Genomic DNA, 576 nt, shown 5'->3' on the forward strand with positions numbered 1-576 from the left:
GGCCAGGTGGTGATTGATGCCATCGATGCCCTCCAGCGCCATGGAGTGGGTGTAAAAAACGCCGGCATGACGGTCAATCGGCAACAGCTGGAGGACCTGCTCCGGAAACACCCGGAGGTGGACGGCAACAATCTGCATCCCCTGGCGACCAAATCCCCGAACGGCGCCATCCGCAAGGGCATCAGCGGCAATATTACCCGGGAGGACATCCAGTTCCGCAACCTCAATATCCGCCGCCCGGAGTGGGTAGGGCGCGATATTGAAGTCGACACCATGGAATTCGGCGGTATCAAGGACAGCTTCAACCAGCTATCCATGGCAACTGGTGTGGTCAAACTGATGTTCGTGGGCAGCAGTGGAGACCCTGTGGAACTGCATCGCCGTGAAATCCGCAAGGGCGATCCCTGGCTGCTGGCGACTAATGACATAGAGGATGTTAAAGCCTGGGCCCACCGCTTTTTCCAGCGTGCCATCGAGGAAAAACGGGATCTGTACCTGGGCCTGAAAGATACTGTGATCCCCGGCTACGACGGCGCGATGCGCTCTGTGATCGAGGACATCTATCACAGTGACTAC

The 576-nt window shown here is 57.8% G+C and carries 1 pseudogene; it reads left to right on the top strand.

Annotation, left to right across the window (positions count from 1 at the left end):
* Positions 1-576 (top strand): annotated as a pseudogene (locus MSNKSG1_RS18515) (3-isopropylmalate dehydrogenase); the annotation flags it as partial.

This window comes from Marinobacter santoriniensis NKSG1 (assembly GCF_000347775.1).
Taxonomy (GTDB): Bacteria; Pseudomonadota; Gammaproteobacteria; order Pseudomonadales; family Oleiphilaceae; genus Marinobacter; species Marinobacter santoriniensis.